Annotated in this window: 17 protein-coding genes and 1 pseudogene; 9 read left to right on the top strand and 9 right to left on the bottom strand. The window is 53.9% G+C overall.

Features of this window, described 5'->3' with window-relative positions; genetic code table 11:
• Positions 1 to 8: 8 nt before the first annotated feature.
• Genes G6L28_RS16345 through G6L28_RS16325 form a run of 5 tightly spaced genes read right to left on the bottom strand, consistent with a single transcriptional unit; the run spans position 9 to position 5,188 of the window.
• On the bottom strand, positions 9 to 1,097 hold the full coding sequence (locus G6L28_RS16345; protein WP_174064886.1) for a lytic transglycosylase domain-containing protein: 1,089 nt from the start codon (positions 1,095 to 1,097) through the stop codon (positions 9 to 11).
• Entirely contained in the window at positions 1,094 to 3,553 is a 2,460-nt protein-coding gene (locus tag G6L28_RS16340) for a VirB4 family type IV secretion/conjugal transfer ATPase (protein WP_174064885.1), read from the bottom strand. Before G6L28_RS16340 ends, G6L28_RS16345 begins: the two co-directional genes overlap by 4 nt.
• 2 nt (positions 3,554 to 3,555) lie before the next feature.
• The gene (locus tag G6L28_RS16335; protein WP_080517092.1) at positions 3,556 to 3,855 is read right to left on the bottom strand and encodes a type IV secretion system protein VirB3; all 300 of its coding nucleotides are present in this window, start codon (positions 3,853 to 3,855) and stop codon (positions 3,556 to 3,558) included.
• Position 3,856: 1 nt separating this feature from the next.
• Positions 3,857 to 4,207 (bottom strand): TrbC/VirB2 family protein, encoded by a 351-nt coding sequence (locus G6L28_RS16330; protein ID WP_174064884.1) that lies wholly within the window; start codon positions 4,205 to 4,207, stop codon positions 3,857 to 3,859.
• A gap of 12 nt (positions 4,208 to 4,219) precedes the next feature.
• On the bottom strand, positions 4,220 to 5,188 hold the full coding sequence (locus G6L28_RS16325; protein ID WP_174064883.1) for a lytic transglycosylase domain-containing protein: 969 nt from the start codon (positions 5,186 to 5,188) through the stop codon (positions 4,220 to 4,222).
• A gap of 157 nt (positions 5,189 to 5,345) precedes the next feature.
• Between G6L28_RS16325 and G6L28_RS16320 the strand changes: the two genes are divergently transcribed.
• From G6L28_RS16320 to lspA, 9 genes and pseudogenes are all read left to right on the top strand, one after another.
• A complete protein-coding gene (locus G6L28_RS16320) occupies positions 5,346 to 5,954 on the top strand; it encodes a hypothetical protein (RefSeq protein ID WP_174064882.1) in 609 nt (202 codons plus the stop codon).
• A complete protein-coding gene (locus tag G6L28_RS16315) occupies positions 5,951 to 6,490 on the top strand; it encodes a thermonuclease family protein (protein WP_174064881.1) in 540 nt (179 codons plus the stop codon). Before G6L28_RS16320 ends, G6L28_RS16315 begins: the two co-directional genes overlap by 4 nt.
• On the top strand, positions 6,487 to 7,191 hold the full coding sequence (locus tag G6L28_RS16310; protein WP_174064880.1) for a thermonuclease family protein: 705 nt from the start codon (positions 6,487 to 6,489) through the stop codon (positions 7,189 to 7,191). Before G6L28_RS16315 ends, G6L28_RS16310 begins: the two co-directional genes overlap by 4 nt.
• A complete protein-coding gene (locus G6L28_RS16305; protein ID WP_174064879.1) occupies positions 7,192 to 7,572 on the top strand; it encodes a hypothetical protein in 381 nt (126 codons plus the stop codon). It begins immediately after the preceding gene.
• A gap of 22 nt (positions 7,573 to 7,594) precedes the next feature.
• Positions 7,595 to 8,173, top strand: coding sequence for a hypothetical protein (locus G6L28_RS16300; RefSeq protein ID WP_174064878.1), 579 nt, complete (start codon positions 7,595 to 7,597; stop codon positions 8,171 to 8,173).
• 10 nt (positions 8,174 to 8,183) lie between these two features.
• Positions 8,184 to 8,321, top strand: a complete 138-nt coding sequence (locus G6L28_RS16295) for a hypothetical protein (protein WP_174064877.1) — start codon at positions 8,184 to 8,186, stop codon at positions 8,319 to 8,321.
• Between the two features lie 430 nt (positions 8,322 to 8,751).
• A pseudogene (locus G6L28_RS22900) lies at positions 8,752 to 9,034 on the top strand (RHE_PE00001 family protein); the annotation flags it as partial.
• A gap of 362 nt (positions 9,035 to 9,396) precedes the next feature.
• Entirely contained in the window at positions 9,397 to 10,113 is a 717-nt protein-coding gene (locus tag G6L28_RS16285; protein WP_174064875.1) for a L,D-transpeptidase, read from the top strand.
• 3 nt (positions 10,114 to 10,116) lie between these two features.
• Positions 10,117 to 10,611, top strand: a complete 495-nt coding sequence (lspA, locus tag G6L28_RS16280; RefSeq protein ID WP_174064874.1) for a signal peptidase II — start codon at positions 10,117 to 10,119, stop codon at positions 10,609 to 10,611.
• A gap of 1,040 nt (positions 10,612 to 11,651) precedes the next feature.
• On the opposite strand, the gene G6L28_RS16275 is transcribed toward lspA, so the two are convergent.
• The 4 genes from G6L28_RS16275 to G6L28_RS16260 all read right to left on the bottom strand — a co-directional run bounded on the left by G6L28_RS16275 (position 11,652) and on the right by G6L28_RS16260 (position 17,261).
• Positions 11,652 to 11,774: a DUF2474 family protein gene (locus G6L28_RS16275; protein WP_174064873.1), complete on the bottom strand. Its 123-nt coding sequence runs from the start codon at positions 11,772 to 11,774 to the stop codon at positions 11,652 to 11,654.
• The gene (gene cydB / locus G6L28_RS16270; RefSeq protein WP_174064872.1) at positions 11,774 to 12,778 is read right to left on the bottom strand and encodes a cytochrome d ubiquinol oxidase subunit II; all 1,005 of its coding nucleotides are present in this window, start codon (positions 12,776 to 12,778) and stop codon (positions 11,774 to 11,776) included. Before cydB ends, G6L28_RS16275 begins: the two co-directional genes overlap by 1 nt.
• Positions 12,768 to 14,180, bottom strand: a complete 1,413-nt coding sequence (locus tag G6L28_RS16265) for a cytochrome ubiquinol oxidase subunit I (protein ID WP_174064871.1) — start codon at positions 14,178 to 14,180, stop codon at positions 12,768 to 12,770. Before G6L28_RS16265 ends, cydB begins: the two co-directional genes overlap by 11 nt.
• A 1,467-nt stretch (positions 14,181 to 15,647) precedes the next feature.
• Positions 15,648 to 17,261 carry a phosphoethanolamine transferase gene (locus G6L28_RS16260; RefSeq protein ID WP_174064870.1) on the bottom strand — a complete coding sequence of 538 codons (1,614 nt, stop codon included), beginning with the start codon at positions 17,259 to 17,261 and terminating at the stop codon, positions 15,648 to 15,650.
• Positions 17,262 to 17,551: the final 290 nt, after the last annotated feature.

Raw genomic sequence — 17,551 nt, 5'->3', positions numbered from 1 at the left:
GTTCTCCTTTATTGTGTACTCAACATCAGTTTCATTTCGGACGCCCGTTCCCTCTTCTGGACGCAAGCTTGTTCCGTTTCATTCCATTCTACGTTCAGCGCCGGGTCACAGAGCTTCACCGTTTCGGGGTCTTTATCGTCTTTTTTCTTCACCGAGCTCGTGCGAGACGAGCCGGACCTTTCACCGAGATCCAGCGCGTTCTTCGAGTTCATGAGTTCAGCCATTGTCGCTCCAAGACGAATGACCTGATTCATCATTTCGAGATTCGCGTTTCGCGCCCCTGAGTTCTGGTCCCAGCTGTCTTGGATCGTGCCCATCTGCATCTGCCCGAGCTGCTGCAACCACGAACTGACATTGCCACTGCTTTCCGTGATGGACTGGCTCGTCGCCATAGCGTTCATCGAGCTGTCACGAGCACCCGAGAAGGCTGTACTGCCTCCTCCATAGTTCATCGGAATGTTGGAGGTATCCGACCCGCCAAACTGCGGCATCCATTGTTTCGTGATGCTCGCGACATAGCCTTGGGTTTCTTTGAATGGTGGGATGCCGCCATACTTCTGCACGTTGCCAGGGCCAGCATTGTAAGCGGCCAGAGCGAGGTTCGTATTCCCGTTGAAACGCTTCAACTGTTGCTTGAGATACCGCGCGCCGCCCCGAAGGTTGTCTTCCATGTTGTTTGGGTCAACGCCGAGGTCCTTCGCGGTTCCTGGCATAAGCTGCGATAGACCCGTCGCGCCTACCGGTGATTTTGCGCACGGGTTGAAGCGGCTCTCTTGATAGACAAGAGACATGAACAGCGTTTCGTCTACGCCCTCTTCCTGGGCAACGCGCTTTACGAGGCCGACGATCTCCGGATTAGCTTGCGCAGCAGACGGCGCGTCGCCTCCCTTCCCTTTTTTGTACATCGAGCAAGTGACGCTCGTGCTGACAGAATGACGTTTCTTGTCTGTTTCCTTGATGTCGTCGGTCGTTTTCTCCCTCACCGTGTCGTCCGCCGTAAGAGCGGCGTCGGTGATTGGAACCTGCGTAAAGGCCGCGCTTGGAGCGCCAATCGACATGGCTGTAGCAAGCAGCACCAGAGTGGGACTTTTCCTCATTCAGCATTCTCCCATCCGCAAAATTTAGCCAACCAGTTTTCCGGCTCGTCTCCGTATTGCTCGCGGAGTGCTGCGCACTCCTCGATCGTTTCCTTTCGCCCGGACAGGACTTTCACCAGATCGGGCATGCTCGACAGGTCGAGCCTGGCTATGACGGAGTCATTGCCGTGCTTGATCAGGAAGGTTCGCTTCTCGGGCGGGGTATTCTTGATGAAGTTGTATTCCTTCACCGTGAGACCAAAGCGCTTGATGTAGCTCTCTTCGTCTGCACGCGGATTTGGGAAGTGAATGTTCGTGGATGATTGCTCAATTAGCGTGTGGGACACCTTCGATTTTGCAATGTCGGCGGCCGATTGAGTGCCAAAGCCTACGATGCCATTGAGCTTGCGAATGGTCTTCATTTTGTCGACAATGAACGCGCTGAAGGTGTCGTCCAGAAGCAACTGCCAGCCCTCGTCCATGAAGAACATGACGGGGTTGCCATCCAGCAGTTCATCAAGCCGATGGTAGAGATACATAAGTGCGGGGGTTCGCAGTTCCTCGTTGCCAAGAATGTTGGTCATGTCGAAGCCGAATACGGTCCTGCCGGAGAAGGACAGCACATCGTGCGGAGCGTTAAAGAGCCACGCTTTCTCACCTTCGATCCAAGGACGAAGGCGGGAATAGAGATCGTTTGCGTCCGCCCGTGCACGTCCCATAAGCAGATTGCCGAGGTTAGTGAGGTTTCGCTGTTGTGCCGGCTCTTCCATGAGGCGGACGACAGCGCGCTCGATGATATCTTCATCTTCCTGGGTGAAGTCGCGGCGATCACGTCCACCGAGCATTGCCTTGAGAAGGCGCTGAAGAAATTCTCTGTTTGGTCCGGTGTTCTCCAACTGGAGCGGATTGAATCCAGTTGGTGTCCCCGGGGAAAGGATCTCGTAAGATCCGCCGATGGCTCGAACGAAGATTTCGGCTCCGCGGTCCTTATCAAAGAAGACGGCGCGCGGCGTTGGCGAAACTCGCATGGCCTGCGCGAGCAGGAAGCTCAAACCGACAGTTTTACCCGAGCCTGTCGGTCCTGTGACGGTAAAATGCCCGATATCGCGGCGGTGGAAATTGAACCAATAGGGCGTCTGCGATGTCGTCTCAAGGATAGTGATGGGAAGGCCCCAATGCGTACGTTCCGCCTGACCACTGGCGAAATTGTGCATCGATGACAGGCCCGAGAAGTTCGAGCTGGAGAGCATCGCCTTTCTAGCAATATAGGAGTGGTTGCCGGGCAACTGCGCCCAAAACGCTGCCTCAAGATTCAGATCTTCACGCAGCCAGTTGATGTTCATGTCCGTGAGGCACGCACCAAGTTCCGAAACGCAGCGGCTCAAGCCTTCGAGGTCCCGGGAAATGCAAAGTAGCGAAAAATGGTGGAAGCCAAACACGGCTTCCTGATTCAGCATGCTGTCGAGAGCAAAATTGATGTCAGATTCTACAGACGTCCCAGCTTCGTCCGAGGCACGGATTTGTCTCTGAAGGCGCGTTATGCGCTCCTGCGCAATCGGCTTGTCGGCAAGGGTAAACGACTGCGTCAGGATAAACTCGTGGTTCACCTGTAACAGTCCGTCCAACATGCCGGGTCCAGTGAAAGGAGGGTACTCCTTGATGGACAGCAGTGCGCCATACCGCGAATCTTCGTCCACGGCGGCATGCGCGTGCAAAGCGCGTTTGGCGAAGTGGAGACGAGATGTTCCAATGAAGTTGCGAATGCCCATACGCGGCAGCCGCATCTTCCGATACACGCTACCCGTGAGGATAGAATTGAAGAATTCGCAGGGCTCGGAATACGGTTCGCCCTTGGTCTCTTCCTCCTGCCCCTCAATCTTTGCAGTATCGTCGGACTTCTTCCGATAGGTTATGCCGAGCGAGCGGGCTCCGTATTTACTCAGTTCACGGACGATATTGCCGATCAGTTCCTCCAGGTCCGTTACCTCTTCGCGAGTGGCCTGTGTTTTTGCGTCCTTGTTAGACTGCGTAAAAATCCGCTTGAGCGTGTCGCCAACACCAAGCGCCCCGCGCATGCCCGAACGGACGATCGTCAAGTAGATCTCGTTTGTGAACATGCGCTTCTGGCGAAGCTGACCCATGTATCGCGTATTCAGGATGTCGCAGAATGATTGATCAAACGTTCCGCCGATCTCGGTCTCGACCTCGCGACGGATCACGGTTGACCATAGGGAAAACCGGCTTGAGCCGAGCGCGCGGATCATCGTGTTCTGGACGACTGATCGCATATTCAATTCGGCCTGGTCTTCGGTCTGGAAAAACAAGCCGTCGAGCTTGATGACGCTTGCGAGCGATCCATTCTCGAGACCTATCACCGTGTCCGAGACATGCCGCATGTAGGGAATATGAACGGACATAGGCCGGTCGTTTCCGGCGACCTTCCCAAATCTAAGCTCTTCTTTGACGACTTTCAGCATGATTATGGTCCGTACGAGTTGGTGCCCCAAAAGCGCTTATTGGGAGTGCGTGGGGTCTTGCGTGACGAAACCTGAAGCACGTCGAGAATTTTCGCGTCCCATGTGCAAAGCGAGAAAAGGACGAGGTAGCCAACAGGCGCGAGCAGAAGTGCCGCGAGATGGTTTGACGCAAGCCAGCCGATGATGGTGAGGCCGATGATCAGCACCACCGCCATGTATGGCACGCCCCATAGGGTAGGTGATCGGGTCAGACCGATCACCAAAGGCGTAAGCGCCGGCTTCTCATCCGAGAACTCGCTCAACTTACTGCCCGCCCACCGAAGAAATCATCTGATCAACAATGGCCGGGGCGCCGAAGACGAGCCCGATGCCAATAACGACCGCGCCGGCAGTAAACCAAGACAAACGACCGGCAAATGCCATGAAGCCCAGGGCGATAACGGCGATGATCGCCAACAACCGGCCAAATGGGCCAGTGATGAAATCCACGATCATCTGCACGGCGGTCTGGATAGGGCCGAAAGCACCGCTACCGCCTCCGCCTGCCCCTTGCGCAAACGCCAACTCTGCGCCGACGATCTGTACCGCCGCGACCACGCCAAGAAGCGCGATCACCTTAATCGCCTGGGATTGACCCAACTTCACACTTTTCATCTGACTCTCTCCTTAGAAGTGCATCACGCCGCCAACAAACTTGCCGGTCTTCTCAACGGCAATTACCCCGCTACCGTTGGCCGTATTCGTCGCCGCTGCCTCGCGGACGACGTATCCGGCCTTCCGCTTGCCCGTAGGCATCGGAAGGCCAAGCTGAAAATTGAGGACCTTTGCTACGTACCCGACCGTCTCCTGAAAGGGCGGTACGCCGCCATATTCATAGATCCGGTTCTCGCCGCTGTTGTATGCGGCGGCTACGAGCAGAGGATTTTGAAACTCATCGAGCAGGAAGCGGAGGTACTTGATACCGCCTTCGATGTTCTGCGCCGGATCGCAGATATCAACGACACCGAACCTCGTAGCGGTGTCAGGAATTAGCTGCATAGGGCCGCGTGCACCTCTGGGAGAGTTGCGTACCACGTCAAACCGGCTTTCGGCCCATGTGATGGCCACAGCAAACCCTTCATCAACCTGATGGCGGCGTGCAGTTTCTACAACCAAGGCTCTGATCTCGTCAGGGGTCATCGGAGATGCGCCGCACTCTTTGCCATTCACTACAGGCAATACTACCGCGTTTTCTGCGCCAATTTGGCTAAGTGAACCTGTCGCCCGTTGAGCAGTCTGAGAGTCGCCAATTGATCGTGTCACGTCCACATAGGGGGTGTTTATTGCGCCAATCTTAGTATCCGGTGAAGTCGCAGTTTCGGTCGCGCTGTTTTGCTTGTTCGCGTCTTTCACTACGCCATCAGCGCCCAAGACAAATTCTTTCGCTGGAACAGCCTCGCCAGCCCATCTTTCAGCGAAATTGGTCGCAAGTGACGGTGGTCCAGACGCTTCGCTTCCATTGTATGTGCCAGCTATTCTAGTATTTTTTACAGCATCTTGGGCATATGCACAGTTGGCCGACCACAGCGCGACGAGAGCTGTCCCCAACAGGACGGTGGTGCCTAAAAAGCCTGCCATGCGAGCCCTTTTTTCCATCGTCTCCGCCTGCCAAACGGTGTTGTGATTAGGAAGAAAACCGATTAAGTTGATGCTTGTATGATACCGATTTGGCTCAGACTTACAAGTTTTTGTGCCAGTGTTAAACCCCCTTTCTCAAGGGAATCCGTTGTACCAAGATGGTTAGGGCTAGAAAATGATACGGACCATCATTACCACACTCGCAAGTTGCGCAATGGCAACACAAGCTTTCGCCGTGTCGGCAATTAACAAGGATTACGTCAAGTCGCTCGCCGCCCCCGGTAAAACGGCTTTGGTGATCGAGTACTATGACGGCAACGGAAAGGTTGTTGACCGGAAGGGCTACGCAACGGCCTCAGGATTCAAGGCTGTCTCCGGAACCGACTTCAAAATTGATGATAAGACAACCGTACATCTGTACGGTCTCCAGGCGTGTAAGGGGGATCTGGTCAACCGGACGGAAGACTATGCCGGAACCTGCGATGACTATGCGCTTAAACAGCTTCAGGTCATGTTGCAGAGCCCAAAAGTCGTTTTCTGCCGCGCTTTCGTGAGCGAGCAGGGGGCGCCGATGCAGAATGCGACGTGCTACGGGTACTACAATTACCCTGGTGCCATGGACTCGGTCGATAATTTCGAGGAGCAGCTTCTTTCTCTAGGCGCTCTTCGTCTCGCCAAAAAGCCTGATGGATCAGTGGAGCGGCCTGATCTTCAGGAAGCCGAGAATCTCGGCAAAAAGGGCGACTTCGGCATGTGGGCCGATCCGCGGGTAAAGTCGCAATGAAGCGGATAGCCCTTCTCATGGCGGCACTGATGCCTACCTGGGCTCTCGCAGCCCCGAAGGGCTATTTCGATTTAAGGCCAGACGGAATAACGCTCGAGACCGGGGACACATGGGTATCCAATGGTGAGCGGTTCCGTCTCTATGGCATACAGTCATGTTTGCGCGGTACCAATTATACCGATGCGCACGGTAATACTCGCGATTGCGGCGAGGCGTCCCTCGCTGTTCTTGCCGCGTATATCAAGGACACGCAGCCGATTTGCGCACCAGTCGCTAAGGCAAACGACATTTCGTATGTCATTTGTTACGCGACGGTAGGGAGCCAGCGGCTCGATCTTGGGCAGGTTCTCGTCAGCAGTGGGTACGCTTTCGCTGCCCTGAAGAGCGACGGGCTCCCATATCATGTCCCCTACTCTGTGGCCGAACAGATGGCACAACAGAAAAAGGCTGGGCTCTGGCAGTTCAAAGACGTCCAGCACCCGTCGATCACCCTGAGCCGAGAAGCCAATCAGCGCGCCAGGAAGGCGGAGCAATGAAACATATTCCGTTATTTAGCGTCATCATCGCTGCGATTGCCACGCCTACATTGGCGGCCGATCTACAATATTATCCCCCGCGCTACTCGGGGCGCGTTGCACCACCCGTCGATTCCGCGCCAGTCAGGTTGCCGATCTTCAAAGGCGTTGTAACCGTTCTGGACGGTCGAACTCTTTGGTATGGCTCTCTCGGACGTGGCTATAAGGTCCGCCTCGCAAATATCGATGCATGCGAGCTCCCGCAATGGGCTCTTAACCCCAAGTGGGTGGATCGAACGAAGAACCAAGCGCCTATGCCGGTTCCTTGTGGCCCGCTTGCGAAAGCGTGGCTTAAGCGAACCATTGGCAACAAGGTGACGGTCTGCACGACGCTTGGCTATGGGAATGATGGCATTTCTCTGGCTCAATGCACGGTCAAGGGTCGAGACGTGGCGACGGAAATGCTGCGCGTAGGTTGGGCGCGATTGGATTCCCCCTACGCCAACCAACAGTACCTTTCCTATCAGCACGATGCCATGGCCGCCCGTTATGGAATGTGGGGCACCTACGTGCTCGACATGAACGAATGGCGGCGCAAAGCGGTTGATAAGACCCTTGAGCGGCGGCCTCTGGCGGATTTCAACCTTTTGGCAGAACGAAAAAGCGAAATCTCGCCGCCGTTTGATGACGCACGCAACAAACCTAAGAGGACAGATCGATAGTTGCCGGATATCGCACATATCGCGACATCGTTCGCGGTCGACCCGATGGCGGCGCTTTTGGTTGCCATTCCACTTTCGCTCGCCCTGATCGTGCCCTGCGAACGTTTGTGGTGGATCCACGCCCCCTGCGCTCTAGTCCTCCTCGTGGTCTCAGCCTTATTCCAGGCCGAGCGTCATCTCGCTTTCGACAGCTATCTTGTCGGCTTTTTTGCATTTGCGGCGGTTTGCCGGGATATCCCAAACCGCGCCCTCCTCTACCGCGTCGGTATCCTCTGGTTTGCAGCATTCTCGTTGATCGCCGCCGTCATACATGCGGCCTCCGACCGAACAGACCCCCACGCGATAGAAGCCAAGATCTCACACCGGCCAATTCCGCAGTGAACGAATGAGAGAGGGAAAGCTAATGAAAGCTCTGTATTTTGTCGCCGCAGGTGTTGCGGCTTTTGCCATGACACCTGCCGCAAGGGCGCAAGATGCGTCCTGGGGGTGCCAGATCCTCCTTTGCGCAGCGTCCAAAAACCCTTCATGGCAGGGGGTTGGGTACTGCGTGCCGCCCATGCAGAAATTGATTTCGGCGATGAAAAAGCCCGGCTTTTCGTGGCCGATCTGCGAAGAAGCTAAAGCCGGGAAACCCGGCCATGAACCTTTTGAGGATTGCCCTGCCGGTTTCCAGGCCGGACGGGCCTCGTCTGGCCGCGACAACGACTCCCTCTTTGGCGGTGGCGAGGCGAATGTATGCACAAAGACGGTCAACCAGTGCAGCAACCGTGGCGCGTTCCGGACGCTCTATGGGAACGAACGCGCAAACCAGCAGGCTGGCATCACAATCCGCGAACTCAATTCAAACAATGACAACGGCTTTGGCAACAGCTGCCAGGTTGTCATCACGCAGCCAAGGCCAATGAGAGCTGCCCCCTATTTCTTCGATATCCCGAACGACAAAGGCGTGAAGGAACGCCATTGGTTCAACCTCAATCTATGAGGACGACTCCTTGAATCAGAATATCCTACTCGTAATCGCTACCGGCGTCGGCATTGCTGCCGGCTCCGGAGCGACTTACGTTTTGATGCCGCAGCCAAACCCGCAAGTTCGCGCACCCACGCAGGAAGAGATTGTTGCAGCCATATAAGCTGATCCGTCTCTTCTCCCGCGCGATCTTGTAGCTCCGACCCTGGAGAGGCCTTGGCCGCATACCCGTGTGTTTTCACGGCGCATAAACGAGCAAGTGGATCATCCCATAGATAACCATAGCTTGCGGCATAGGTAGCTGGACCAATGACCCCAAGCGACGGGGCGTCGGCAGAGATCGCAATTTTGATTTTTGAAATTGACCCGACCATCGCGACGCGCATCCCTAGGCGTTCCATTCCATTCAGGGTAGAGTAATTTTTGCTGTTGCCTGAAGCGGATTTATGACCGCATTACAGCCAATACCATGATCTTATCGATGGCTATAACGTCAACGGTCAATCATACCATGTGAGGAATCTCAACTTTAATATAGAGTTGCTGTAAGAAATAATTTACCACGATTTCAAAACAATCTCGCGAAACTAAGAATGACAGCCCTGATGCGGCCAGCTTTCGACGCCGGCGTCGCACTAACGCGTCGACGAGCGCATCGCCCGATCGCCGGTCGGAGAAGGCTTTGTCAAACGCTCCCAATTCACCGACGCCTGCGCCTCGCTGTGGATCGATGGCGAGCTAGTCCATCTCGAAGACCTCGTCCTCCACGACGCCACCAAAGATATCCGCACCCAGAGCCACGAGCTCAACATCGCCCGCGATGTGTTGCGCACCAGCCGGAGACTTTTCGCGCAGCCGCCTGGCTGGGCGCTGTCCAATCGTCACCCCCCCGTTTCACGCTTGCTCACGCAGGTCCGCAACTCTTCTCCGAGGAGGGTTGTCGAATTTCAGCAGGATTGATCCATTCTTCCAATTCGGGCCGCTCGGTCTAAGCCCATGTAACGAGCTGTATTTAGACAGATTTTTTGATTTAAACCCAGTCATGGCGAAATGATCTACTGTGGCAATCTTACCCGGTAATCGACATACAAGTCATCACAGGTTCGTCACCAGCGTTTTTTTTGATCTGGAGACTTGAACCTCAAGTAGCTTTAGCTTGTATCACCGCTGCAGGGCCGCAGCGTCACCGTTTCGCTGCAGCAAGACAGACAAAAGCAATTGAGTTCGAGAGGAATGACATGACAGGTTCTTTGGTGACGACGCGGCGAGGTATGCTGTGTTTAGGTGCTGTTTCTGCGGTTTTGACGTTATCTGGATGCAAGACGACAACCAGCAGTGAAGCATCCCCGATTGGCACCCCTGCACCGCCACCACGCCGCCCTGTTGGTCCTCCGTCAGAGGAGGAAATGATGCTGCGTTACGCGCCTGTCGTTGATGAGGGCCACCAGCTTCCATCCATTCCCTTCAAAGAGATTGACCCGGTCTTTTACCGGCAGAGAGTTGAGAATACGACTGGACAGGCTCCTGGGGTTGTCGTCGTCAACGTGCCAAAGCGCTTTCTATATGTTACGGAACCGGGTGGAACGGCGATGCGATACGGTGTCGGGATCGGTCGAGCAGGTTTTGCGTGGGAAGGTGAGGGCATTATTCAGTGGCGGCAGAAGTGGCCTCGCTGGAAGCCGCCTGCGGAGATGATCGAACGTCAGCCGGAGCTAGCAAAATATTCTGTAGAGAATGGCGGACAGGAGCCGGGTCCCAATAATGCTTTGGGCGCCCGCGCACTCTATATTTTTCAAAATGGCAAGGATACGCTTTACCGGCTGCACGGCTCTAAAGACTGGCGCTCCATCGGCAAGGCCGCTTCTTCCGGCTGTATTAGGTTGATCAACCAGGATGTAATCGATCTCTACGCCAGAGCGCCTTATAAGGCCCGTATCGTCGTCCAGCAGAGTTAAGCGATGGATGCGACCACTTTCCGCTCTAGGCTCCTCACCGTTTCTACAGTCGTCGCCGTTTTCTGTATATTCGATCTGGTAGTAAAATATATCATTGTCGCTTGTGTGATGAACCCGCCGAAGGTGATTGAGGTGACGCCATTCTTTAACCTCGTGCTTGGATACAATCCAGGTGTAAGTTTCGGGATATTTGCGCAGAATACCGACGCTGGGCCTTACATTCTCGCAGCGTTGCAGTTCCTGATTGTTATCGGGCTTATTGTCTGGGCCTTAAAAGCGTCAAAAGCGGTTGAGCGGTTTGGATTAGCAATGATAGCAGGTGGTGCGGTCGGCAATGTCATTGACCGTATGAAGAACCGCGCGGTCACGGACTATCTCGATTTCCACGCTTATGGCTGGTCTTGGCCTGCGTTCAACATGGCAGATGTTGCGATAGTCTGCGGAGCTGCCATCGTAGTCTTGGATAGTCACAGGTCGCGGGACAGCAGCGCGGCCTGAGAAGGACTTTTTCGGGATGGCTATTTCACACATCTATTCCCGTTCGGGCGCACCGTGATGATGGTTTCTGATCTGCTCATCAGAAGAAAGAATGCGAAGTGGGACAACTTGCGAGAGACCATCAAAAAAAGTTACGGTTATCTCGGCGTTGGTAAGGGGTTGAGCAGACTTGGAGAAAGTAAGGAACAGAGTCCGCGACGACATGTCGAGTTCAGCTTGATGCGGAATAGTGATGAATGCCTCCCTCAACGTAATCTTATCGCGTTGAGTTTGGTCATTTCTCAATGAGCTGACCAAGATCGGTGTTCCATACCCTGATATCTCTACGTTCGTTAGAGCGACCGCCGATTGCGATCCGTTATATATCGTAAGGTAAACTCTGTCTGACCCTTCCGCAGACCGCACCAACTCTGCGTGTTCTATGACAACGTTGTCGTATGTCGCGAGATGATCTGTCTGAGCTGCCGCAGCACTTGTCACAGCGATCAACGATACCGCCGAAACGATAACCGGCCTTATTAAACTGACTTGGCGCATAAAGGTCTATTTCGAATTCCTCGGTTCCGACAACCGCTTATAGCTCCATTTTGTCATTGCGATGTTCATTCTTCCGTGATGCGTGATGCCTGAATGAGCGTAACAAAGCCACTTTGCGGGCTCAGATTACGAAATCAATGAAAAGCTTGATACTCAAAGCGTGATGATAATGGCGATAAGCCATGCGAATGCCACCAAACCTAGCGGTGCTGTCAACCTTCCCATTTGGTTTTTTCCGATGTGAACATGGCAAGGCGAACGTTGCAAAGCATTACGACCTGAGTGGAAATGAAGAGCGGCGCGTCGACCTGTTTAGAAAGCCTTCCGTAATGATCTGGCAGCAAGCCTTGCTTTAACCTACAAATTTATTCTTCTGGAATTTAGGCCATTTCACCGGACGTGTAGGTTAGTATGATTTAGCACTGATGAACTCCCGCAGAGAACCACCTTCAGTTTAGAATGTTGATGGAAATGTGTAACCGATACCTGATCCTGACGAGGCTTTAAGGAAGGACTCCACCCATGATCATCAAGCGGATTGCATAGGCTACCACAGTGAGGCCAAGCACGCTGGCAAGCCAGATGCCAATGAACCACAACAGCCGTCTGGAAAGAGATGTCGGCATCAGTGATATCCCTCTTCTGGATCAATCTTGCCGCGAAACACCCAGTAGGCGTAGCCGGTATAGGCAAGGATGATGGGAATGAGCACGCTTGCGCCGACCAGCAGGAATGCCAGCGAACTATCCGGCGCCGCAGCCTCCCAGATCGTCAGCGCCCCCGGCACGATATAGGGATAGAAGCTGACGCCGAGACCGGCAAAGCAGATCACGAAAATACCAAGCGCGGCCAGAAATGGCTGAAGATGCTTGTCTCGAGTCAATCCCTGCCAAAGAGCCGCCGCGCAAAGAACCAAAAGCAACGGCACGAAGGCAGAGAAAAAGGCTGTTGGCCAGCCGAACCAGCGCTCGAAATAAACCCGGTTGATAAAGGGCGTCCATAGGCTGACGACGCCGATGAGGGCCAGCGTCGCAGCAGCGGAAACCATGGCAATCTTTCGTGCATGTGCCTGCAACGGACCTGTTGTCTTCAGGTTGAGCCACGTCGCACCCAGCAGCGCATAGCCCACGACGACGGCGACACCCGTTGTGATACTGAACGGCGTCAGCCAATCCCACCATCCACCGGCATAAGCGCGGTTGGAAATCCTGATCCCCTGCACCAATGCGCCAAGTGCAATGCCCTGCATCATGGCCGCAATTGTGGAGCCGATGCAAAAGCCCCAGTCCCACCAGATGCTGCCGCGTGTCGTTCTCCAGCGAAACTCGAATGCAACGCCGCGAAAGATCAATCCCAGCAGCATCAGGATGATCGGCATATAGAGTGCGGGCAGCACCGTGGCATAGGCGACGGGAAAGACGGCCATCAGCCCTCCGCCGCCCAACACCAGCCAGGTCTCGTTACCATCCCAAACCGGAGCGATGGAATTCGTCATGACATCACGGTCATGTCTCTTTGGAAAGAACGGGAAAAGGATGCCAATACCGAGATCGAAACCATCGAGGATGACATAGGCAAGCACGGCAAACGCGATCAGGGCCGCCCAGATAAATGCAAGATCAAACATCATGACGAACTCCGGAAAGGTCTTGCGTGAGGCCGGGCGTAATGCCGGCCGTTCGCGTTGGGGCATGATCCAGCTCGTGATCCTCATCGAGAACAGGCGTGCGGCGCATCAGCCGCAGCAAATAAAAGACACCAGCCCCGAACACGACGAAATATACGATGATGAAGGCGAGAAGTGACGCGCCAACGGCAGGTGCTGCGATGGGCGAGAGGCTGTCGGATGTGCGCAACAGGCCATAAACCGTATAGGGCTGACGCCCCACCTCAGTCGTGTACCAACCGGCCAGAACCGCAACGAACCCCGATGGCCCCATGAGAAGGGCTGCCCGGTGCAGCAGTCGGTTATCATAGAGACAGCCTCTCCACCGCGCCCACAGCGACCACATACCAACCAGCAGCATGAGAACACCAAGGCCCACCATGACCCGGAAGGTGATGAACGGGATCAACGCTTTCGGACGATCACTCCTGTTCCATTCCTTCAGGCCCTTGATTTCTCCATCCAGCGAGTGGGTAAGGATCAAGGAACCGAGTTTGGGAATTTCGACCGCATATTTCGTTTCCTCCGCCTCATCGTCCGGGATACCAAACAGAATGAGCGGTGCGCCGCGATGCGTTTCGTAGTGCCCCTCCATCGCCGCAATCTTCGCGGGCTGATGCTCCAGCGTGTTGATGCCGTGCAGATCGCCAACGAAGATCTGGATCGGGGTGACGAGCGCCGCCATCCACATCGCCATGGAAAACATTACCCGCGCCTGCCGATTGCTGCGGTCTCTCAACAGGTGATAGGCGCCGACGGCACCGACACCGAAGGCCGTGGTGAGGAATGCGGCAAGCACGGTATGAACGAGGCGATAAGGAAATGACGGGTTGAAGATGATCTTCCACCAGTCTGCGGGCAGAAACTGTCCGTTCTCACCAATGGTGAAACCCTGTGGCGTCTGCATCCAGCTGTTGGCCGACAATATCCAAGTGGCGGAAATCAGGGTGCCGACGGCGACCATGGCGACGGCAAACATGTGCAAGCCATCACCCACGCGCTTGCGCCCGAATAAAGCAATTCCGAGAAAGCCTGCCTCCAGGAAAAAGGCCGTCAGCACCTCATAACCCATAAGCGGGCCAATAACCGGCCCGACCTTATCGGAAAACACCGCCCAGTTGGTTCCGAACTGGTAGCTCATGACGATACCGGACACGACACCCATGCCGAAAGTGATGGCAAAGATGGGTTTCCAGTATTCGAAAAGTTTCAGATAGACCGGATCACGTTTCCACAGCCACAGCGCATTCAGCACAGCAAGATAGCTGGCGGTGCCGATTGAGAAGGCCGGGAAGATAAAGTGGAAGGATACTGTAAACGCAAACTGTATGCGCGCCAGAAGCTCCGCACTGAAACCATCAAACAATTTGACCTCCATCAAGGCACGAGATTGCTTGTCGTTCTATTCCTGTTTGTGCTGGACGGCTGCGTGCCAAATTACCGCGTGCCAAAACATCACACGCGGCATTGTGACGCTATATCACGTCCTGTAGTTCAAAGTTAGTGTACGGTGATGGCCACAGGTCTGGTTGCTTCAGCGATGGTCGGCGGCATCAAATTCCACGGAAGCCGTTGCTCCAATCGGCATATCTTAGATTTAGTTGCTTTCGAAAAGTTGCGGGGAAAACAGGCACGTTGGCATGTTCTTGGTTCGATAGGTGTCCCAGATTTTTGATATGCACTCTAGGCTTGTCTCTAGGGCGAAAATGAAAGATTGAATAGTTTGGCGAAATCAGAACGCTGTTTCGCAGCTCTGGGAAAATTGATCCAATAGGTTTTTCGGGCGGCTTTCCAGGGAGCCGCAGCTTTCGTGAAGAGTGAAAATTGTTGTGCGGGCGCAACTTCGACGATCCGCGAGACAAAGGCTCAGAGCCGTTCGCGTGGGAATCTGCTCTCATCAGAACCTAGTTGCGACCTACAGCATTCATGGCGTTCTGAGCGCACTACCTTTCAGAGCGCAATGACCAACGGCCGCTGAAAATTTGGACAGCAAACAAACGCTACGTTTCCGTTACGTTGGATTTTTCGCAGAACTGGGCCTTGCGCGGTTGGCGATTGCTTAAGAAGCAGAATTGACCTCAGACCCCGAAATTTTGCGTAGTTTGTTTCTATTGTAATGATGTAACAAACGCTGCTCAAGTTCCGGATAGTTTAGCCATCCACCCCTAAGCATTCCCATCTCCACTTGAATCGAGAGCCTCTATGACAACGACATATTTCACGGCGTGGATAGGGGAAGGTTCTGCCAAGATTCGCTTTGTTCACCGGGCGCCTGTTGGAAAGAAGCGCATTTATAATCTCAGGTCAGCAGTCTTACAGGGCTTGTCGATCAAAGGCATAGACATGTCCCTAATGATCACCGCGGGAGTCAGCAGAGTTCCGACAATAGCGTTGTATCTGGCTGGAAGTTTACCACAGAATTCAAATCTGCGGAGCGTACTTGGCTTTGTCATTATTCTGTCAGCCACGCTGCGCTGACAGTTATCTGGTCTTTGATCCACATCGTTTCGGAATCGGCTTTCGTGAAACATCACCGGGCGATCGAGGCCGAGCGGGAACTGACGCAAGTGCTGATCTCCCGCAATGCATTCGACACCACCAGACCAGACGGAGCTGCAGTGTCTGACATCGCGACGAGGGGATACCCTACGCCGCGAATTCGCTGGATGTGGTCATATTGCAGAAGGTTGCTTACTTTTAGATACATATGCAATTTTATCGCCCTTGCAATTTTATCGCCCTGTTTCGATGTAACTTCTCTAGCAACTGGAGGGTCAATGACTTGCCCTGTCACTTTCTGGCACGATGAAAGCATTTCTCGCAGGAAGCATGTTCACGGGGTTCGGCAGCTTAGAAACATGTCCAGTTCAGGCTCGTAGACCCTCGTCGTAACGTTCATCATTGCAAGGAGGCTAGAAAACAAATTATCGTGCGAAAGCGGTTTTAACGCCGAGCTCTTCAAGCAATCGAGGCTAAGTCCCATGGAGGACGCGAATTGCTTGTCGAACCAAGTGACCATCGGTATGCGCGTCTGCTCATCCGGTGCCATAAAATATGGCGTTCCATGAAGGAAAAGCCGGTTTTCACCCAGTGACTCGCCATGGTCCGAAACATACAGAAAGGCAGTTGAAAGCTTCGCGCTTCGCGCCTTAAGGCGTTCCAAGATTTTAGCCAGAACGAAATCGGTGTAGAGAATTGCGTTGTCATACGCATTCACAACTTCGGAATCGGCGCATTTTGTAAGTTCCGCCGTCTGACAATCTGGGACAAAACGTCGAAAGGCCTCTGGATACCGCTCATAGTAAGCCGGGCCATGGTTGCCAAGTTGATGTAGTACCAGCACGCTGTCCTTCGTCACGCTGTCCAGCCAGTCATCGATCTTGTCCAGAAATATCTCGTCTTTGCAGTCGCCGTCCTTGCAGAAACGCGGATCTACGGATCCAGTGAGCCGTATGTTGCGAATGCGATCGGAGACCCCTTTGCTTCCCGTGTTGTTTTCCATCCATGTTACATCGACACCGGCGCGGGAGAGCACGTCGAGTACGTTTTCATTCTCTAGTCCTAGCCTATGACTATAGCCTGACCGCTTGAGGTTCGAGAACATGCAGGGAAGGGAAACGTCTGTTGCAGTACCGCAGCTGGAGACATTAGGCCAGTAGATAACGTTCTGCAGAGCGAGTTCCGGGTTCGTTTGGCGGTTGTACGAGCCAAGCGAAAAGCTCGCCCCTCGCGCCGTTTCACCGACGACAAGGATGACAATTCGTGGCTTCATGGAGCCATCCGCTCGTAAACCGATTTCTGCGTCTTCTCCTAGAGGCTTAGCTACGATCGCAACTTCCTGGCTCGCGTTGAAGACGTATTTTACGGCACCGACGAGCGGAGTTATTGGATTTAGTGTCTTGACCAAATCCCTCTTGGTTCTGACGATCGTAGAATAGGGCTTGTAGAACGTCGCCCCGACCCCTGCGAAAACCACAAAGCAGGCAAAGATCGTCAGGCCATTACGGAGCAGCTTAGAACCGATTGGACGGTGAACTATACGAACCCACATTAACAGGGCGGACGGCAGTACGAAATATATCGCAAAATGTGTGAGGAGCCCGAAGGTTACCAGATCTTTCGATTCTGCGACGGTCGTCTCAAAAACGTTCCTTACCATGTCCGTATCCACGAACACACCGTATTTGTCGGTGAACCAAGCCGCGCCAGTTGCTACGCCGATGTAAAAGATTATAATTGGTTTGATGAGATATTTGACCGATATCAAGACCGTGCCAATGGTGAACAAGGCAAACAGCGCGATGTACAGCGAGACTAAGGCCCAGACATCACTCTCGAAGTAGATACTCGCCTTAGTCCAAAAAGTGACGTTGAGGCACGTTAGCAGATAGGTAGCCGTCAACATACTGATCGTGATGCTGCCGATCGCGGGCCGAAGGCTGTGCATTATCCTTCGATGTCTCCCGGAGCGGTTAGTGGATGTTTTTCTCATATGATCATGCCGTTTCATTGGAACCGGCGATCCTGATACTATGTATAGTGACTAGAGATACAAGCTTTTTTTTGGGTTATGTAGCAGATGCCACGTGGTTTCGACTGTCGCGATTTTTACGTCGAGTTCTCTGAAACCAACAGCGCACGATCTTGCCGGCGCGATTGTCGTATTCGGCGGCGAGTTTTGCCTGACCAATACGAATGATACGTGTCCAAATATTCCATGAAATCTTTCCGTTTGGA

Source organism: Agrobacterium larrymoorei, from assembly GCF_013322225.1.
Classification (GTDB): Bacteria; Pseudomonadota; Alphaproteobacteria; order Rhizobiales; family Rhizobiaceae; genus Agrobacterium; species Agrobacterium larrymoorei_A.
The sequence above is the reverse complement of the archived record's forward strand: the minus strand, read 5'-3'. Positions and strand labels throughout refer to the sequence as shown.

What these genes read in the sequence shown, in the direction of transcription:
- G6L28_RS16345 (WP_174064886.1), bottom strand. Translation starts at nt 1,097, where the DNA reads ATGAGGAAAAGTCCCACTCTGGTGCTGCTTGCTACAGCCATGTCGATT.
- G6L28_RS16340 (WP_174064885.1), bottom strand. Translation starts at nt 3,553, where the DNA reads ATGCTGAAAGTCGTCAAAGAAGAGCTTAGATTTGGGAAGGTCGCCGGA.
- G6L28_RS16330 (WP_174064884.1), bottom strand. Translation starts at nt 4,207, where the DNA reads ATGAAAAGTGTGAAGTTGGGTCAATCCCAGGCGATTAAGGTGATCGCG.
- G6L28_RS16325 (WP_174064883.1), bottom strand. Translation starts at nt 5,188, where the DNA reads ATGGAAAAAAGGGCTCGCATGGCAGGCTTTTTAGGCACCACCGTCCTG.
- G6L28_RS16320 (WP_174064882.1), top strand. Translation starts at nt 5,346, where the DNA reads ATGATACGGACCATCATTACCACACTCGCAAGTTGCGCAATGGCAACA.
- G6L28_RS16315 (WP_174064881.1), top strand. Translation starts at nt 5,951, where the DNA reads ATGAAGCGGATAGCCCTTCTCATGGCGGCACTGATGCCTACCTGGGCT.
- G6L28_RS16310 (WP_174064880.1), top strand. Translation starts at nt 6,487, where the DNA reads ATGAAACATATTCCGTTATTTAGCGTCATCATCGCTGCGATTGCCACG.
- G6L28_RS16300 (WP_174064878.1), top strand. Translation starts at nt 7,595, where the DNA reads ATGAAAGCTCTGTATTTTGTCGCCGCAGGTGTTGCGGCTTTTGCCATG.
- G6L28_RS16285 (WP_174064875.1), top strand. Translation starts at nt 9,397, where the DNA reads ATGACAGGTTCTTTGGTGACGACGCGGCGAGGTATGCTGTGTTTAGGT.
- lspA (WP_174064874.1), top strand. Translation starts at nt 10,117, where the DNA reads ATGGATGCGACCACTTTCCGCTCTAGGCTCCTCACCGTTTCTACAGTC.
- G6L28_RS16275 (WP_174064873.1), bottom strand. Translation starts at nt 11,774, where the DNA reads ATGCCGACATCTCTTTCCAGACGGCTGTTGTGGTTCATTGGCATCTGG.
- cydB (WP_174064872.1), bottom strand. Translation starts at nt 12,778, where the DNA reads ATGATGTTTGATCTTGCATTTATCTGGGCGGCCCTGATCGCGTTTGCC.
- G6L28_RS16260 (WP_174064870.1), bottom strand. Translation starts at nt 17,261, where the DNA reads ATGCACAGCCTTCGGCCCGCGATCGGCAGCATCACGATCAGTATGTTG.